We start from the raw sequence: 18,884 nt of genomic DNA, 5'->3' as shown, positions 1-18,884 counted from the left end.
TTTACACAGGGATTGTAATGGCCTTAACCTATACTGATTTAGAGAATCTTCCACAGATTTTGCCAGATTTTAAAATAACTTCTTCAGATGGAAGACAAACTTATACTAGTGAAATGATTGTCGGCAAAAGTGGGCTTATCGTATGTTTCATTTGTAATCATTGTCCATATGTGAAAAACATATTAATTGAGCTTGTAAAGGTATTAAATAGCGCAATAGAACAAAATTTTGCAGTTCTAGCTATTAATTCAAACAATATAAAGAGTTACCCTGAGGATCATCCCCATAAGATGCTTGAAATTGCTAAAAAAAACCAATTTGGTTTTCCTTATGTGTTTGACGAATCTCAAGAAGTTGCGCGTACTTTTCACGCGTCATGCACTCCCGAATTTTTTGTCTATAACCATAAAAAAGAGCTTTATTACGCAGGTCGGTTCGATGACTCTAGACCTGGAAATGAGGTGGAGGTTAGTGGAAAAGATTTGAAGTTTGCTTTAGAGTGTTTGTTGGAAGGGGTGAGCTATCCTGACAAAATTATTCCTAGTATGGGATGTAATATCAAGTGGAAATAACTAACTAGCTTTTTTATTAAGAAGATTTTTCTTTATGGCCTCTACGCGTGCGGCCTGGTTTATAGTACGGTAAAGTCCTTCTTCAACTTCTTTTGTAAGATTTAAAAATTTAATTCCAACTTTTTTTGTCTGACTTGTTGAAATACTACTTTGGTCCTTATTTAGACTACTATTTTGATAGGACCGCTGCCCCATAACTCTTAAATAGACAACTTTTTCTTCTTCTAAGAGATCCCAATGACCAACAATTTCAGCATTCGGGATAACAAACTTATCAGCTTGAAAATAAACCACACAATTCTCAAGAATTGTACCTTTAGCAAAAAAATTTATTTCCTTCTCATTTACAAATATAGATAAACCACCAGCTGAAATATCAAATACATTTATCTCTGAGTTATTTGCAATAAGTCTTACGTAATTAAAATTATTATTAATCCATCTATAATCTTGTCTTTGCTGACTTTTAAAAATTTCATGATCGATTTGAATCGTATAATCACCATTGTCAGAATTGAAAGTTAAATATCCTGCAGAAAAATATAAATATTTTTCAAAATTAATCTTCAAAAGTACCAAATTGTTCGTCAATGGAGACTTAATCAACTGTTTAAGTAATGGCCCACTTTTTTTAAGAATTAGGCCATTTTTGACTTTAGAAAGTTCTGCAACTTTAAATTGCTCAACGGAATCCTCTCTATCTTTATGCCAGATTTCAATTTCACAATGATTTTTTACGACTGATTTAAAGAGATTTTCATACTCATTTTTTTCGAGTTTATTAAAATAGAATTTAGAGTTGGCATTATCAAACATTGTTCATCATCTCTGGTGCTTTGTCTAACCTAATACCTTATCGGGTCTATATTTGATTAATTTAGTATTTTTTGCAAGTACCTGTAAATATATGAGGTTTGAACTAAATGTTTTGCATCATTAGTTTAAATTGTCTAATATTTTGCCCACTCGACTCACGTTTTGATTAATAAAAGGAAATTTATGAGTTCACCAAAAAATAGCACAATCAAATTAATAGATTATACAAAAAGTGACTTTGAAATAGAATCTTTAGAATTAGAATTCGAACTGGATGCTAAGAAAACATATGTTACGAGTAAGGCAGTGTATACTAAATTTAGTCATCAGAAAAAACTAGTCTTAAATGGTGAACAGCAAGATCTTGTGTCTGTGGAAATCAATGGTAATAAGCTTGATAAATCTTCATTTAAATTAACAAGTACAACTCTTGAAATTTTTGAAGTTCCTGAGTGCTTTACATTAACGATTAAAACAATCATTTACCCAAGCAAAAATACTTCTCTTTTAGGACTTTATATGAGTTCTGATATTTTGTGTACGCAATGTGAGGCCGAAGGATTTAGGCGGATAACCTATTTTTTAGATCGACCTGATGTTATGACAAAGTATCGTACAAAACTGATAGCACATAAGAATAAGTTTCCTGTTCTCCTGTCTAATGGCAATAAAGTTGATAGCGGAGAATTAGGTGATGGTAGGCATTGGACAATTTGGGAAGATCCTTTTAAAAAACCTAGTTATTTATTTGCACTTGTTGCCGGTGATCTTTCAGTTGTAAGAGATGTTTATGTAACTAGTATTAATAAGAAAAAAATAGATATTGAAATTTATTGTGATAAAGGTAACGAAGGAAAATGTGATCACGCGATGAGATCTCTAAAAAATTCAATGAAGTGGGATGAAGAAAAGTTTGGTCTTGAGTATGATCTTGATATGTATATGATAGTGGCAGTTAATAGTTTTAATATGGGGGCGATGGAAAATAAGGGACTTAATATTTTTAATTCTGCTTATGTACTTGCCAGAAAAGATACAGCAACAGATGATGATTTTCTAGGAATAGAAAGTGTCATTGGTCACGAATATTTTCATAATTGGACTGGAAACCGTATTACATGCCGAGACTGGTTCCAATTAACTTTGAAAGAAGGACTAACTGTATATCGAGACCAAGAATTTAGTTCTGATATGAACAGTCGCAGTGTACAGAGAATTAAGGACGTTCTGAAATTAAGATCGACGCAATTTGTAGAGGATTCAGGGCCGACTGCTCATCCAATTAAACCTAAGTCATATATCCAAATTGATAATTTTTATACAACTACAATTTATGAAAAAGGTGCTGAAATCATCAGGATGATTGAAAAAATTGTAGGAAAAGAAGGATTTCGAAAAGGAATGGATAAATATTTTGAACTCTATGATGGCCAGGCCGTAACGACAGATGATTTTGTCCACGCAATGGAAATTGCAAATGGAACTGACTTAACACACTTTAAAAGATGGTATGATCAGGCCGGAACACCAATCGTAAAAATTAATGAACTTTATGACGAAACCTCGAAAAAATATACTCTTGAGTTAGAACAAACTTGTGAAATGAAAACCTATGGAGAATCATGGCGGCCTTGTCATCTTCCAGTTTTATTTTGCTTATTTGATTCTCAAGGAAATGAGATATTTCCTGAGACTCTTGAAAGTTTACCAAACTTAGATAAAACAAAAAAAATATGGCATCTAAAAGAAAACAAAGAAAAAGCTACTTTTCTTAATCTCGAACACAGACCAATTTTATCTTTTAATAGGCAGTTCAGTTGTCCAATTATAGTAAAGCATGATCGTCCTGTAAGTGACCATATCTTTTTAATGAAAAATGATACAGATGAATTTAATCGGTTTGAATCATCTCAAATATTGGCCACTGATGCAATTATGCAAAACGTTGATTTATTAAAGGAGCAAAAAGAATTATCTCTAGATCCATTTTATATTGAGTCCTTTGGATCAATACTATATGACGATTCTTTAGGCCATAGTATAAAGGCCTCTTGTCTTGATTTACCAAGTATGGCCCTTTTAAAACAGGAAATGTCTAATAGATCACTTCCAATTGATATTCATAAATTGTTAATGGCCAGAGAAGGTTCAATCAAAACTTTAGGGCAGTCTCATCAAGAATTTCTTTTTAAATTATATAATGAGTTTAAAACAGACACTTTTGATTTATCATCTAAATCCATGGGGAAAAGGGAGCTTAAAAATATCTGTTTGAGTTTTTTAACAAGTACAGAAAACCCAGAGTATATAGACCTTGCTTATCAACAGTTTATCAATTCAAACAATATGACTGATGAATTGGCCTCTCTTTCTTGCCTGGCCAAAATTAAGTGTGACAAAACTGAATTAGCTTTAGACTCTTTCTATAAAAAATGGAAAGATGAACCACTTGTTATCCAAAAATGGTTCGCACTAAAGGCAACTCAAACTCACGATCCATCTTTAAAATTTTTAATTGATCTGGCAAATAATCCTGCCTTCGATAAAAAGGTTCCAAATTTTCTTAGATCTCTTTACACTACTTTTGCAAATCAAAATGACAAATTATTTCATCAAGAAAATGGACATGGTTATAAAATAATGATTGATAGAATACTTGAAATAGACAAGTACAATCCAGATGTATCTGCTAGAATGTTTAATGCTTTTAGAATTTTTAAAAAGTTAGAAATTAATTTACAAAATGAAATGAAAATTGAATTAGAAAGACTAAAGAATGAACAGAATCTTTCAAAAAATCTATTTGAAATTGTTTCTCAAATTACTTCTTAAAGTGTTTTGAGAAATTCAATGATTTCCATTTTTTCTTGAGATGAAAGTTTTTCGCTTCCATCTTCATTAATGAATGCTTTTGTATGTCCAATATTTCTTAGGCCAGGTTTAGAAGTGTCATAAAAAGCATTTTTCTTTTTCCATGACTTTGGGATTGCTTTTCCAAGGGGATATCCAACACATTTTGAATCGAAATCAGTATTTGGATTGTTGGCCGGCCCTTGATAAAAGGATTGAGGACGATCTTCAACTCTTGTCAGAAGTGCACATAAAGAAGGGATAGAATTGTTATGTAAATAAGGATATCTGGCCCAAATCCCATCGAGAGGAGGTGGAACATAACCCTTTTGAATTTCAATTTTTGTATTCATCCACTTACTTATTTTGAGATTATTAAGTTCATTTGCAAAATATTTCATGCCTATATATCTATTTGGATCAGTACCCATGTCTTTTACTGGTGTTTGTTCTGGATAAATGACTTTGTATGTCTTTAAAATTTCGCTAGAGTTAAATTCAGTGCTATCTGGAAGAGACCAATTTTTCTGATATTCACCATGACACTCTTTACAGTGTTTAAGATATAATTTCTCTCCACTCATCGCCATAGGAAGATCAATAGAATCAGCAGGAAAAAAATCAGTCCAGTGTGGAGGAGATGCTGAAAATGCAGCAACCGTAAGTTCATCAATTTTCTTACGATTGTTTTTCATCCAAATCTCTAGTTCATTGAGGTTTGTTCCTCTTCCAATCTCATTCCACAAAATATTGGTAAAAATTGGATTTCCTTGTACAATAGAGCCGTCTGAAAGCCATCTGGTTTTATATTTCAAATTCCACCAAACTGCAGGCTTTGAGTCTACAACAAATTTATTAAGCGCATTTGGCCTTGGAAACATTTCATAAAATTTACTTTTTGAAGCTTCTGAATCTGTTGATCTTCTCATGAGACTAAGACCAACTTGTGCCAATGAAGTGTCTAACCCCAATACCTGAGGTTTTTTGACCCCAACAGATCTGATATTTTGTTTAGATCTTTTAAATAATAATCTCTCTTGTTCAGTTGCCTCTGTTACATATTGAAATAAATGTGAATTTATAAAGGGAAGCCCTTTTTTTGCCAGTTCAAAAAATTCATTGGCCCTGACGACTTTATTTGTGAGTCCGAAAACAGTTTTTCCAAACATTTTCATAGAATGACAAGTCGTACAGCTAAAAGTTAACCCCTCTCCCCATTTTGTACTGACGATTCCTGCTCCCATTCTTAAATTTAATTTTTCATTAGGATTTGGAATTTTATAAATTCCCTTTTCAAATTTAGAGTTGTAAGTGTTGAGTCCTAACCATTTAAACATTTCATCCATGCTTGAAAAGGGAAGACCTTTTATTCCTGCTTCTTTTAATTTTTCAGTTATTGGATTTCTATGGTCTTTTTCAAAAAAATTATTAAAGGGATAATAGGGAATGAAAAGACCGCTTACTTCAACAGGATATTGTGAAGCATGAATTTGTCCCTGATATTTATACTCCTCAAAGTCTTCAGTATTTAAGTTGAAAATGTTTGAACGATTTAGTCCCTTTTCTATTTTTATATCTCGATTCCAATTTGCTTTTAATGGTTCATAGGCATAGAGAGGTAGCAGTAAGATGCTTAATAAAGCAATGAAATACATAAAACATCCTTGTTTTGGGGTCTATATTAGCATAGAATGAATGATTCTCATTAGTCATCAGATGTTAGCTTTCTTTAGGAATTTTTTTCCGAATTTAACAGAATTTATAAGAAATTGAATTTATACAGATTCACTCCGAATAAGTTTTTATGAACAAATCAACTCTTAAAGAGAAGACACAATTTTCATACAGTAAGTTTGACAATCTCGATGGCACTCATCCCTTGCAAAAAAGTGTACCGGAAAGTTGTGTTATGTACAATGTAAGAACCAGACATGGTGGAAAAGTTCATTTTTTTAACTTCAAACTAGCTAAAGAAATGGGTTTGATTCCAAATGAGCATCCTGATGTGCTTACTATTCAATTAGAAAAGAAAATTTTAGATACGTTTGCTCTGATTATCATTAACGAGTATGACATAGAAAATAATATTTCATTCATACCAGAGGATATAAAAAAGAATAAGTACATGGCCACGAGATATTTGCAACTTCAACATCCAAGTAAAATGGGAAAAACATCTGGAGATGGACGAAGTATTTGGAATGGGCAAATCGCGAATAAGGGTAGAATTTGGGACGTATCAAGCTGTGGGACTGGTGGAACGAAATTAAGTCCAGCAACACATATTTATGGAAAATATTTTCAAAGTGGAGATCCTACAATTTCATACGGTTGCGGGTATGCTGAAACAGAAGAAGGTTTGGCATCATTGTTTTTCAGTGAAGTCTTTAACAGAAATCAATTACAAACAGAAAGAGTCTTAGGCATTATTGAATTCGAAAAAGGCTATTCAGTCAATATTAGAGCACATGAAAATTTGTTGCGGCCTTCGCATATTTTTAGATATTTAAAAGTTAATGATTTGCAAAATTTAAAAAAAATAGTTGAATACTATATTGATTTTCAAGAAAAAGCTAACTTGTGGTTAGATGTTCCAACGAAGAAGAAAGAAAGATATGAATACTTTTTAGAAAAAATGGTCTATATTTTTTCTAGTTTGGCCGCAAAATTTGAAGACGAGTATATATTTTGCTGGTTGGATTGGGATGGAGACAATATCTTGATGGATGGAGGAATCATTGATTATGGATCAGTGAGGCAGTTTGGATTGTTTCATCACGACTATCGCTACGATGATATTCAACGCTTTTCCACATCGATAACTGAACAAAAAGAGAAGCTTCAATATACAATTAAAACATTTGCTCAAATTTATGATTACTTAGTTAAAGAGAAAAAAAGAAATATTAAAAATTTTGTTAAGCATTGGGCCGTGAAGTCATTTAATCAAAAATTTGAAGAATGCAAAAATATAAATATTTTAAAGAAAATTGGTTTCAATGAAGAACAAATTAAGTTTTTAATCAAAAATGAACACTATAAAATTATTAAATTTCGAAAAGTATTTTCATATTTTGAACGAGCTAAAAGCAAGACTGGTTTAGAGAATGTACCTGATGGGATTATGAGTAATGCAATATTTTGTATGCGAGATCTTCTAAGAGATTTACCCCAAATTTATCTGGCCCGAGATGAAGACTTAAAAGCTTCTGAATTCGTTGAAATTATGAGATCAAGTTATGCTATTAAAGATGATTTGAACCTCTCAACTTATAGAAGAAAGAAAATATCCGAGTTTCAGAAATATTATAAACAACTTATTCAGTCCGTATCCAAAAGCGAAAATGGGTTCAAAAATTGTATGTTAGAAGTATCTATGAGATCTAGTATTATCAATAGATATGACCGAGTTACGGGAGATTCAATTACCACTGTGGTTAATAAAGTATTTAACCATAAACCCAAGTTGAGTTATAAACAAATTTATGAAATCCTTACCGAATTTGTAGAATATCAGGACCTAAGACCTGTCGTGAAAAAAACAAAGGGATCCCACAAAAATGTATCACATGCAAAATTGATTCAAAAATTATTTTCCATAGTTAAAAATTATAGAGAGGGAATTTGAAACTTGTTTTTTACTCAGGAGAAGATGAAAATAATTTCGAACTTCATTCTTATCTTGTAGGAATGACAAATTCGACTTCTCCACTCATCACATTTATTCCTTCTTGTTCTCATGATTGCTATGAAGATTATCATGATTTTGTAAATTCTTTTCTTGGCTTTAACTTAAATCGTTTTCTCTATTTCCCAATAGATAATCCTATCGATCCAGTGCTTGAACATGAGGTTTTTAATTCAAATATTATACATCTTTCAGGAGGAAATACGTTTTATTTTCTTTATTATTTAAGAAAAAATGGATTACTAAAAAAACTTAAGGAATTTGTGAATAATGGAGGAATACTTACGGGGCTTTCTGCTGGAGCAATTCTTATGACCCAGTCAATTGGTACTGCAGGATTTCCGGATTTCGATAGAGATGAAAATGAAATGAATATTAGAAACTTAAAAGCTTTAGGGTTTGTTGATTTTGATTTTTTCCCACATTATAAAAATTCAAAGCGATATGATCTCGCTTTGCGAGAATATTCTCGCACTTCGAAACGACCTTTATTTGCTTGTCCCGATGGAAATGGGATTATTGTTGATGATCTAAGAACAATTTTTTTGGGACAAAGTGTTTGTTTTTTCGATGGGAAAAAGCTTAAAGTTGGTGGAAGTTAATCAATGCTCAAAAGAAAAATGTTTTTCAAACTTCATATTTACAGATAGTTAGATAATTTTATTAAAATAGTGGCACAAATTATTGTCATATAGATATCAAACAGATATTTTTAACTGTTTAAAAATACATTCTGAGTATAACTTTTAAGACAGATTTTTTGAAATCACCTCATGTTGAAATACAATATTTTAAGGGGAATTGGTGTTTTGGCCGATGAGGGATAAGTGATTAAATTAATAGGGATACGCATTCAATTTACTAAGCTTATTAATAAGAGCATCGCTTGTTTAAACATACTTGCTTTCTTATTTTTATTTTCTTGTATTCCAAAAGAAAGTGATACCGTAAAAAAAATCAAATCAATAAAGAATGAAGATACAATTTTAAAACCAGGTGAAGATGGTTATACATACGTTGAATGGGATATTTTTAACAATCCATATCAGAAGAATGATTATTTAACTGGTCAACATGATCTAAATTACTATCTCACCGAGTTAGGGTATATCAACGCTAGAAACATAAATTTCCTAGTCGCTCCGACTCAAGGACAAAATTGTGAGCAATGGATTGAATCTCAGCCAGAAGAAATTGAGGTTATAAATACGAGAGTAATTATTGGTACCGGAGGAGTTGCTATTCCACAAGCTGATCATTGTTTATATCAAGAACTTTTTAATGGACAGATCTCATGTGTTTATTTACCGAAAAATCATACTCAGGACATGGATTACCGAACACCTGTTTCATACTGTGAGGATGGGTATGGGCAATACACTCTCAATTTTCAAATTTTACCAGAAAGTAACGACTTCAATATGTTTAGTGCATATAATTGGGTTGAAAATTGTGATGATCTCTACGATTATACAACATGTGAAAATAATCAAACTCATTTGGATGCATTTCAAATACAAAAAGATATACTAATTGCTTCTGCATATGATTTTGGAATTCAAGCATTTATTTCAGAAAGTACCTATAATTATTATGCACTTAAAATCTATCAGCAATCAGAACTAAATTTAAAAACATTTACGGCCACAAATTTTCGAGAGGATTTCTATTCTTTTGTTGTAGGAGATCTTAAATATATTTTTATCGAATATCACAATAGGTTACCAAGTGTTGATGCAGAGAATCGAATGAAATATTTCTATATTAATGCACTACCAACTGAAAAAGGAATGAGGTCTTGGATCAGAGATACTTTTGTCTCTAACTCTGATTGTAGTGAAATTGAAAAAGTAAGGTGTCCAGAGTTTGGAAGTTTAAATGGGGCCTGGGGATATAATTATCCAATATGTGATTACAATGGTAAATTTACTAATTCATATTCAGAGTGTAGGCTCGAGTTTTGTGATAATTCAAATGAATTTCTCACACAGTATGGAGAATGTATAAATCCTTATATTGAACAAAATACTCCTGGGAATATTGTCAATGATCCAAAGCGAGATATTATAGAGGGGATCAATAGGTTTCATATCGATTATGAAATACCTTTAATGGCCAAAGATGATTTGGAAATGTTGGCCAACCAGTTTATGATAACAATTTCGACATTTCCGGCCCCTCTCGTATTGCAAGAATATAGAAAAGTTAAAGTTTTTGAAAACAAAAGCGCTATTCAAAGTTTTATTGCAAATAAATTCAATACAATTCATCGAATCAATTTGAACACATTTGAACCGGCAAAAAGTTTGAAAGATTTCCCTGAATATAAATCAAGACTTGAAAGAGAAATAGTAAATGGAAAGAAAAGTTATGAAATCATCGATATTATAGTTGGGGAGTTTTATGTTCCAGACATTTCTGTCATCGATGGAAGTGCAGCAGTGGTTGATGTTGATAATGACGATACAGGAAATTTCGAATGCAAATTAACTCAAATAGAAAAAAATGCTTGTAGCCCCTCTTCCCTTAACGCTATTTCTGGTGAACAATCTAGATATTGTTTACCTAATAGGATGTGGAGTTCTTGGCAAACATGTTTTGTAACAGAATGCCCTGCTAATAAAAAAATTAGTGGTGATAATTTAGATTGTGAAGATATAACAAATTCATCTAAGTCACCTGATCAAAGTTTAGGAATTGAAGATAAGATAAATGGTGGAGTTAACTTTGTCGATGCTGGCAATAGTGTAAGTAATGCTGATACAGTAACATTGATTGAAACAGGTTCAAATATTACGATTACTGGTTCAGTTGGATATGGAAATGACAGTTATGACTACTACAAAATCAGTTCTCCTCATAAATCCGGAATCATTGACATATCGTTAAGTAACCTATCTTCAGATATCAACCTTGTGCTATTAGATTATCCAGCTGGAACTTTAAAAATTGCTGAATCTAAACGTACAGGACAATCAAGCGAGAACGTGAATAATATATCAATGGGGCAAAATACTACGTATCTAATTGGTGTTATACCTCATACAAGTTCATCTTACACAAGTTATTCTCTAAATATTAAATTTAGGGTAGATCAAGGTGGAATTCCTGATCCCAGTCCGGTCGATGGTATTCTCTCAGAAATGAATTTGTCATCCAATGACTTTCCATCTCTTGGTGCGGCCTTCAGTCTAACTCTGGATGAACAAAATTCTAATTTAAAAATTATAGGTAAACTTGAATTCAATGGAGACGATGACAAAGATGCTTTCAAGATCAACCTTCCTACTAATAGTACTGGACTATGGAAAGTTATCACAAAATTTAAAAAAATAGATGAATCGTCAACTGATCTAGGGGTTCAATTTGGATTTATTAGTCCAGATGGATCGTGGGGAAGCAATCTTGAAGTGAGTGATTCAAATATCCATACTGTTGATAATGTTTTTTCATCAGGTACAACTTCATTTATATATGTAAGATCATATGATCATTTAGTAACAAATCTAGTCGATTACGAGTTAGATATAGAAATTGTTTCTATTTCAAATCTCACAAAAGAAGTTGATCGTGTAAATGGACAAGAAGTATTAGGGGGAGATATAAATAATGACATTGGAATTGGCCAGTCTCTATCTAATCTTCTTGATAATGGAAATTCACCCCAACAAGTTTCTATACAAGGTTCGACAGGGTTTGGAGATGATATAAAAGATGTCCTAGAATTCACACCTCAAAAAAGTGGAACAATCAATATCAGTATAAGTAATTTACAAACCAATAATGTGTTAATTAATAGTGGTGATCTCTATATATATTTCAAACACGGATCTGAATTTGTTTCAAATGAGAATGATCGAGGCCAAGAGATAAATTACTCCTATGATGTTGTTGCTTTTGAATCTCTAAAAATAGCGGTGATTCCATTTGTTGGAGCATATTCTTCCTATAAATTAGACATTTCTTATACTCCAGATGAAAACGGAGGTGGAAATGGTGTGGGATATTCTTATGTTAGTGAAGATCCTGCGGGATATTTTGTAGTCGGTAATGACAATTTAGCAACGACCAATGGATATAAGTTTAATTATCTCTCAAATACGGGTTTAGAGTGTTTTAACTTTTCTACGTTAGGTTTAAATGGAAAAGTTCCTAGACCAGTTGAAGTCTCGGCAAATGGACAAACTCTTCTGGCACTCAATGAGATAGACAACAAGGCGATTTACTCTGTTTTTAGAAAAGATGAGAACAATCTATTTCAATTCCAGAATTATTTACGAATCAATCAAACTTCTGCTGTTATGCCTGATCGGGCCAGAAATACAGAATTTGATATCTCTTCAGATGGCAATGTCATTGCAATCTCTCTACCAAAATATTCAGAATCAAATGATAGTTCTGATTTAGGTCTTGTATATGTATTTAGGGATGATGGAGATGGTTGGTTTTTAGTAGATAAGCTAGATAGAAAAACTGATAAACAATTGGCACAAATCGATACAAATAATAGTGCATCTGGTTATGGTAACTCAATCTCTTTGAATCAAAATGGTTCCAGACTAGCAGTAGGGATGCAAAGAGAAGGAGGACTAAACTGTTCTACTTGTAGATTATATGTTTATGAGTATGATGGTTCAAATTACAAATTAAAATACAATAAAACCCCTCCTGAACAATTAAATTATGTCTATACATATGATTTTGGTCGCTCTGTTGATTTTGATAGTTCTGGAGATACTTTAGTTGTTGGTAGCCCTGGGATGGGATATTTAGGAAGTCAAATATATTTCGATGAGGTTAAGGGAATTCAAATTTATGAAACAGGAGCTTTATTTACATTTGATTTTTCTAGTTCAACTTCAGCAAATTGGAATCGATCTCAATATATTGAACATCCCTATGCTGATCAATATTCTTCTGGAGATTATTTTGGAAATTTTGTTGGAATTGACCCATCTGGAACCTATTTATTTGCTGCTTTGACACTTGGAGTGGTTGATGTCAACGACACTATCGGAAATGTTCAGAGAAACATTATTTACAAAAAAGATTCAAACGGAAATTTTGTTTTAGCTCAAAGTTTTGATGGTAATACAGTTGGTAATTATGGAAAGTTTCATTTTTCTCCAAATGGTAGACGGGCGATGATTCGTATGAACGTTCATAAAAGCTCAACTTACAGCGATTATTTGTTTCAGTATGAGCTCCAGGGGAGTAGTTGGAGAGAAGTCACACAAAGCTATAATTCATGTGTTGGAGACTTACTCTAGCAATAATAATTGGCACATCTATTTTTAAGAAATGCTTAAAATCACATCAAAAGCTTCAATATTTTCATGAAATTTGGTGATAATACCTTATACATTTATAATGGTATTAGGGTTTTATGGGTTTTAACCGAATAGGGTAAAGTGGAAGTTTTAAAAAAATATAGCTATTTAACAAATGATTTTGATTCATTTTTTAAAAAAATGAGAAAGCTAAATTTTATATTTTTAATTTTGGTTCTTTTTCTAGGTTCTTGTGTACCTTCGGGAAGTGGTGGGAAAAAAGTTAAAAAGAAAAAATATGATTCTGGAGTTTTATCTACCGGAACAGGTGGTAATGGTACTGGTGGGTTTAATTTAGACCCTGATGGAACTGGATTTGGTAATGATTTTTATTTGTATGCCAATGCCGTGGGCATGATTGAGGCCTCAGTTGTTGATTTCGACTATGAAGGAGAGTTTGGACAGACGTGTATTGAATGGATACAAAGTCAAAATACTCCAGTTTTAGTGGATGGTACAAATGTAAACTTGAATATCAATGGTGAAAATTATGGATTTTCAAATGACTGTTTATATGTGCAAGTTTTTAATGGTGTACAGTCTTGTGTTGCTGTTGAATTGAGTGACACGAGCAATAGGGCATATAGAAAACCTGTGGCATCTTGTTATAGTGACGAATATGGATTATTCACTTTTCAGTTTGAAATTAATCCTATTGGAACAGTAGGGGGAGATTCTGAAGCTCAAAGTTGGGTAAGTACTTGCTACGATCTTTACAATATAAATTCATGTGATGCAAATACAGAGCATATGATCAATGTACAAGCATTGAAAAGTATATTGATGAGTACTGCTTTTGACTATTCTTTCAATAGTGCGGTGACAAGTTCAACATATTACTACTATGCTTTAAAAATTTATGGAGACAGTGAATTAACGACGAAGACATTTACTCGTTCTAATTTCAGAGAGGATCATTTTGTTTATGTTGAAAATGATATAAAAATTGCTTTCAGTGAATATCATAGAAGGTTTCCGACCGGAAGTGAAATAAGTCTCATTAAAGAAAAGTTTATAGATAACTTATATACAGAAACTGAACTCAGAAATTTTATGCGAGAGAGTTTTTCCAATTCAAGCGATTGTAATTCAGTACAACCTATTACTTGCAATGGAAGTAAATCTTCATATGGGGCAATTGGGCATCAATATCCTGTATGTAATGCTAGTGGAGGATTTACTTTTAGTTATGGAGCATGCCAATTAGAATCGTGTTCTGATCCTTCTAAAGTTGTTCGCAATGGAGTTTGTGTTAATCCAGATTCTAGTCCTTGTTCGAATGGAGATATACAAATAGCTACAGGATGTTCATCTAATGATTCTCATGCACTTGGAACTTCAATTGAAGAAGTTTGTAGTGATGGGAATTGGGTCCCCAAATCGGGTTCATACTGTCGAATAAACTCTTGTCGTGATAATTTTGAGCCAAATGATAGTGGTACTGCTTGTAATTTACCTCCCAATTGCGTTGAAGGAACTGGTCGAAATGCACAAGGTTGTGATTCAGGGAATCCAAATGCTACAGCAACTCAAATTAGTCAAACATGTACTAATGGGAATTGGGAAAATAATGCTGGAGCAGTTTGTGAGATTACAAATTGCGGAAACGGATTTATTCCAAATTCAGGAAAAAATAATTGTATTGAACCTCCTTGTTCGGACGGAGCGAATAGACCTGCGAGTTGTACTTCAAATGATCCAAATGCCAGCGTAGCATCTATTGATCAGATTTGTAGTAATGGAAACTGGGTTAATCAAACAGGAGCGAGTTGTATAATAACGTCTTGTTCTGGTGGACTTGTGCCAAGTAATAATGGAGGTAATTGTATTAGTCCTCCAAATTGTACAAATGGCAGCACTAGACCTGCGAGTTGTACTTCAAGTGATCCAAATGCCAGCGTAGCATCTATTATTCAGATTTGTAGTAATGGAAATTGGGTTGATCAAACCGGAGCGAGTTGTATGATAACGTCTTGCTCTGGTGGACTTGTGCCAAGTAATAATGGAGGTAATTGTATTAGTCCTCCAAATTGTACAAATGGCAGCACTAGACCTGCGAGTTGTACTTCAAGTGATTCAAATGCCAACGTAGCATCTATTAATCAGATTTGTAGTAATGGAAACTGGGTTAATCAAACAGGAGCGAGTTGTATGATAACATCTTGCTCCGGTGGACTTGTGCCAAGTAATAGCGGAGATAGATGCATTAGTCCTTCTGAGTGTACAAGTGGGGATACACAAATAGTAACAGGTTGTACGTCAGGTGACCTAAATGCTATGACAACATCAATAGAGAAAGTATGCAGTGGAGGAAGTTGGGTAAATGCGCCTGGGGCATTTTGTCAGATTAATTCATGCCGGAATGGATTGATTACAAATACTGCTAAAACGGCCTGTATAAACCCATCTCAATGTAATGACAGTAGTACACAAGTTTTTCAAGGCTGCGATTCAGGGGATCCAAATGCCACAGGGACTCAGATCAATCAAGTTTGTAGTGGTGGACAATGGGAAGCTAGTCCTGGTGCTTTTTGTGAAATTACTGCTTGTGGAAACAATTTAATTTTGAATAGTTCACATACGAGTTGCATTGGAAATTTAGACAAACTTTCAGGTTCAGGAATGAACTTTGGAGGAGGTGATGCTAGTAATACATTTAGTGGGGCAGAAGATATAAGAGCGTCCAATTTCGTTCCAACTTTTACTAGTCAATCTGGTCAAGTCGTTATTGAAGGTTCGACTGGGTATGAATCTGACACTCAAGATTATTTTTATTTTTCAGCACAAAGTAATGGGGAATTAGAAGTACTTTTGGATGATGTTGCAGAGAACATGAACTTGAGAGCATATGAGAACATTTTGAATAATGAAATAGGGTCATCCATCGGTAAGGGTATGTTAAATCTCAATAAGTTTACCGTATCTGCTGGTAATAATTACTATATAAATATTCAACCTATAGGAACCACGAAAACAAACTATACTCTTATTTTGAATTTTGAAAAAGATCAAGATATTTCAGGAGGAGAAATTATTTTTGGAAATATCACTAACGGAAATCTTAAAACTGGTACAGGCCCATGGAATAAAAGATCTATGAACGACCTTGTTTTGAATTACAGTGTTGCCCCGGTACAAAATGCGCAATCTTGTCATATAAAAGCAGAACTAAATATCCCTGGGATTACAAATATCCCCGAATATTATGCAGGGGATATACCTTCACTATCGAGTACTTATAATGGAAATTTAACTCTTTTTGTTTCTTTTGTAGATTATTGGCATTTGGTTTCTTCTGGGTCTAATGTTCAGTTTAAGTTACTCTGTAGAAAACAATCAACAGAGGATTATCAAGAGCATTTTAAGGCAACAAAAACGTTGCAAGATGTATTGCCTAACGATATGCGAGATTTAATTGCTCATCAGATTTCAGAAACTGACTCACTAACAGACGCAAGTGGTAATCGGAGTAATGAGTCTTTAGTAATATTTAGAAACTCAAATCACAAAGCTGAGATTTACGGAATAGTTGGATATAATGGAGACAATGCTGATTGGTATAAATTGAAAACTGATAATGGAGGAGATCTAAAAATAAGATTTGATTATTTGGATGGAGCTGATCACAAACTAAAATTTGAACTCTTTGGTTCAAGTGGAAACGCAATAAATCCAGATCAAGGATCTAGTCAGGTATGGAGGACAAAGAAAAATGAGGATATTACATGGAGTGGTGTTAACAAACTCCAGGCAGATAGAGATTACTATTTGAAAGTTACCCCAGAAAATTTTGGACCAGAGAGGTCGCCATATAGTATTGATTTAGAATTTACTCCTAATGTTGTTTACTCATGTCCTTCTATTTCAGGGATATCAAATGTTGAGTGGCATGCAAATGACAATATCAATCTCACACAACCTGTCAGCGAAGCTGTTTATCATGCGACCGGCACAACTTCCAAATGTGAGTATAAGTGTGATGAATCTCATGGGAGACATGGAGGGGAGTGTATTTCATGTGGGACAGCAGGAAAATCTAACTCTGGCGATGTTTGTAATTTTATTCTCGAAGAAACACTTGCTGATTCCTTAACTAATAAAGATGCTCCTATTGTTCCTAATAGTTTACAGGATATGAATATCACAAGCTATGTAGTTAACCCAAATGAGGGAGTTGTTATATACGGTCAGAGCGATTTGCCTAATGGTATAGAGGATGACTTAGATTCTTATTTATTTGAAGCTCCAGAAGATGGTGACTTGACAGTAGAACTTTCTAATTTTACTAGTGATTTAGATCTCTATCTTTCAAACTATGAAATAACAAAGGTTAATGCAGATGACCCGAATGATACTCCGCTCAATGCATTTGAAAGCAATGTGTTGGTATTTTCTAGAAACGATGGACTTTCATCAGAAAAGATTACACACTTTGTCCACCACGGAGGGAAGGTTTTAATTTCAGTAGGTATTGCATATGCGACACCAACTTCATATATGTTGAAGGTAAGTTTTAGTCCTAAAAATACGTCAGGTAATAGAATCCAAGAGGATATACAGATAGATGGAAATACAACATATCTTGGCGATTCTCCTGATATTTATTTTTCAGACCCCTATGGAAAAATGAATAATCTAGATGATTATTTTACAAATATAGATCAAGAAAATAATGCTTCTATTCACGGTTATCTTGGTCGAGGGCTAGATTTAAATGATATCTTCTATTTAAGACCCAAAAGATCTGGAGAAATTGAAATCAAACTTACTGCAAGTGATAAAATTAGTAATCTTTGTTTTTTTAATCTTGATACAACATTTGAAACTTGCGATATCGTGAGAAGTGGAAATCCTATTAAAATAAAAGTCGAGGAAGGAGAGGATTATCTTTTTTATGTATATACGTACATTCTATTGGAAGGTTCAGGCATAAAAAATGTACCTGCACCCAATTATTCAATTGATATAAAAATGAATTATGATTCCCCTCCTGGGGTGGCAGTGGATTTTGAGCTATTTAATTTTGCAGATTTTAACTTTGTAGAAGAGAAAGTTGAATCAATTGCTAATGATGGAACAAACTGCCACCTAATACTTTATCGCAACAGAGTGTCGATGACTTATATTTCTACAAAAATTAATACTTATAGTATAGGGCTTTTCCTATCAGATAGGAGATTAAACCCAAATACTACTTTTCAAGGAATACAAGGTTATAAGTACATTCTGAGCGCCAGTGATAGTGAATCTTTAGCTTTAGCTCTCCAAGCTGATGGAAACGTTGTGATGTATAAGGTAAATCCCGATTGGTATGATGCGATGTCGATTGAAAATATTATTGTAGCACCTGGTAGTGGAAATGGTGACGTTCTTTCAGCAGGTTTTTGGCAAGGTAGTGAACATTATGACTCCACAAAAACATTTGCGGATTTTAGAATTGCCAAAATTGTAGATCCTAATGACGAAAACAAAACTAAATGTGTTTTTGGACAGTTTGGCCTTGATGGTAAGAATATGTGGAAAGGTAGTAGAAATGGAACAAACTACTTTTTAGAAAAAGAAGTTGCTCCATAACTAATGAAAGGCAATTTAAATTGGCATTGATCTATTTTTCTATTTTTAATTAAC

General features: G+C 33.1%; 8 protein-coding genes. 6 read left to right on the top strand and 2 right to left on the bottom strand.

The genetic code is table 11. The features are described 5' to 3' along the window. Nucleotides 1–17 precede the first annotated feature (17 nt). A complete protein-coding gene (locus H6622_06380) occupies nt 18–572 on the top strand; it encodes a thioredoxin family protein (GenBank protein ID MCB9061129.1) in 555 nt (184 codons plus the stop codon). On the opposite strand, the gene H6622_06375 is transcribed toward H6622_06380, so the two are convergent. After that, nucleotides 573–1,388, bottom strand: coding sequence for a hypothetical protein (locus tag H6622_06375; protein ID MCB9061128.1), 816 nt, complete (start codon nt 1,386–1,388; stop codon nt 573–575). Nucleotides 1,389–1,571: 183 nt separating this feature from the next. Between H6622_06375 and pepN the strand changes: the two genes are divergently transcribed. Continuing rightward, on the top strand, nt 1,572–4,220 hold the full coding sequence (gene pepN, locus H6622_06370; GenBank protein ID MCB9061127.1) for an aminopeptidase N: 2,649 nt from the start codon (nt 1,572–1,574) through the stop codon (nt 4,218–4,220). Here the strand turns inward: pepN and H6622_06365 are convergent. After that, nucleotides 4,217–5,893: a hypothetical protein gene (locus tag H6622_06365; protein ID MCB9061126.1), complete on the bottom strand. Its 1,677-nt coding sequence runs from the start codon at nt 5,891–5,893 to the stop codon at nt 4,217–4,219. The two genes, pepN and H6622_06365, sit on opposite strands and share 4 nt — an antisense overlap. 149 nt (nt 5,894–6,042) lie before the next feature. On the opposite strand from H6622_06365, the gene H6622_06360 reads away from it, so the two are divergent. The 4 genes from H6622_06360 to H6622_06345 all read left to right on the top strand — a co-directional run bounded on the left by H6622_06360 (nt 6,043) and on the right by H6622_06345 (nt 18,830). Next, entirely contained in the window at nt 6,043–7,866 is a 1,824-nt protein-coding gene (locus tag H6622_06360; GenBank protein ID MCB9061125.1) for a hypothetical protein, read from the top strand. Further along, nucleotides 7,863–8,528, top strand: a complete 666-nt coding sequence (locus tag H6622_06355) for a Type 1 glutamine amidotransferase-like domain-containing protein (GenBank protein ID MCB9061124.1) — start codon at nt 7,863–7,865, stop codon at nt 8,526–8,528. Before H6622_06360 ends, H6622_06355 begins: the two co-directional genes overlap by 4 nt. A gap of 225 nt (nt 8,529–8,753) precedes the next feature. Continuing rightward, a complete protein-coding gene (locus H6622_06350) occupies nt 8,754–13,196 on the top strand; it encodes a hypothetical protein (GenBank protein MCB9061123.1) in 4,443 nt (1,480 codons plus the stop codon). Between the two features lie 141 nt (nt 13,197–13,337). Beyond that, complete coding sequence (locus tag H6622_06345; protein ID MCB9061122.1) at nt 13,338–18,830, top strand: hypothetical protein; 5,493 nt, start codon at nt 13,338–13,340, stop codon at nt 18,828–18,830. Nucleotides 18,831–18,884: the final 54 nt, after the last annotated feature.

The sequence above is a fragment of the Halobacteriovoraceae bacterium genome (genome assembly GCA_020635115.1).
Taxonomy (GTDB): domain Bacteria; phylum Bdellovibrionota; class Bacteriovoracia; order Bacteriovoracales; family Bacteriovoracaceae; genus JACKAK01.
Note: the sequence above shows the minus strand (reverse complement) of the source record. Positions and strands in the feature narration are given on the sequence as shown.

What these genes read in the sequence shown, in the direction of transcription:
- H6622_06380 (MCB9061129.1), top strand. Translation starts at nt 18, where the DNA reads ATGGCCTTAACCTATACTGATTTAGAGAATCTTCCACAGATTTTGCCA.
- H6622_06375 (MCB9061128.1), bottom strand. Translation starts at nt 1,388, where the DNA reads ATGTTTGATAATGCCAACTCTAAATTCTATTTTAATAAACTCGAAAAA.
- pepN (MCB9061127.1), top strand. Translation starts at nt 1,572, where the DNA reads ATGAGTTCACCAAAAAATAGCACAATCAAATTAATAGATTATACAAAA.
- H6622_06365 (MCB9061126.1), bottom strand. Translation starts at nt 5,893, where the DNA reads ATGTATTTCATTGCTTTATTAAGCATCTTACTGCTACCTCTCTATGCC.
- H6622_06360 (MCB9061125.1), top strand. Translation starts at nt 6,043, where the DNA reads ATGAACAAATCAACTCTTAAAGAGAAGACACAATTTTCATACAGTAAG.